This window comes from Actinomadura sp. NTSP31 (genome assembly GCF_041951385.1).
GTDB lineage: Bacteria > Actinomycetota > Actinomycetes > Streptosporangiales > Streptosporangiaceae > Spirillospora > Spirillospora napierensis.
Map to the genome: position 1 here is coordinate 1 of NZ_JBGNUT010000073.1, position 632 is coordinate 632.

Consider the following 632-nt stretch of genomic DNA (forward strand, 5'->3'; position numbering starts at 1 on the left):
CACTGAGCTGATTCCATCCTCATTGGTCCTGGTGATGGATGGTGAGGATGGCCCGCACGATGGCGGATAGGCGGCTGGGTGAGCAGCGGGCCTTCCGCAAGATGTGCCAGCCCTTGAGAGCAGCGGCGCCTCGCTCGCCCAAGGCGCGGACCTTAGCGTGGTGCCGGTTGAACAACTTCTTGCGTTTCCCCAGCTGGCGATGCTTCTTGCGCTTGTAGGGAGTACCGACCGCGCCGCCCGCTCCGATATACCCCTTGTCGGCGTAGCAGGCGATCGCTCGGGCCGTCAGAGCGTCGATGATGCCGTGCTCGCGGGCGGCGGTCAGATCATGGGTGGACCCCGCTAGGGCCGGCGACGCCCAGATCAGCTCGCCATGCGGGTCGGTGAGGAACTGGACGTTCACGCCATGGCGGCGGTGTTTGCCCGAGTAGTACAGCCGGTCGTTCTGGCCCGACAGTCGGTCGGTGGCCACCAGCGTGCCGTCCAGGATGACATAGGCCTTGTGCTGTGCGATCCGCATGGCCTGCCGCAGGTCGGGAGCCAGGTCGGCGAGCAGTTCGATCACCTCGGTGACGTAGCGGTGCGCGGTCGCGGCACCGACGCCGAACGCCGCCGCCAGGCCGGCGAAGGTC

Annotated in this window: 1 protein-coding gene; it reads right to left on the reverse strand. The window is 67.1% G+C overall.

What is annotated here, in order from left to right; all coding sequences use genetic code 11:
* Positions 1 to 19 precede the first annotated feature (19 nt).
* Positions 20 to 632, reverse strand: a 613-nt coding sequence (locus tag ACA514_RS48240) for a transposase family protein (protein WP_375048288.1), incomplete at its 5' end; no start/stop codon positions are given.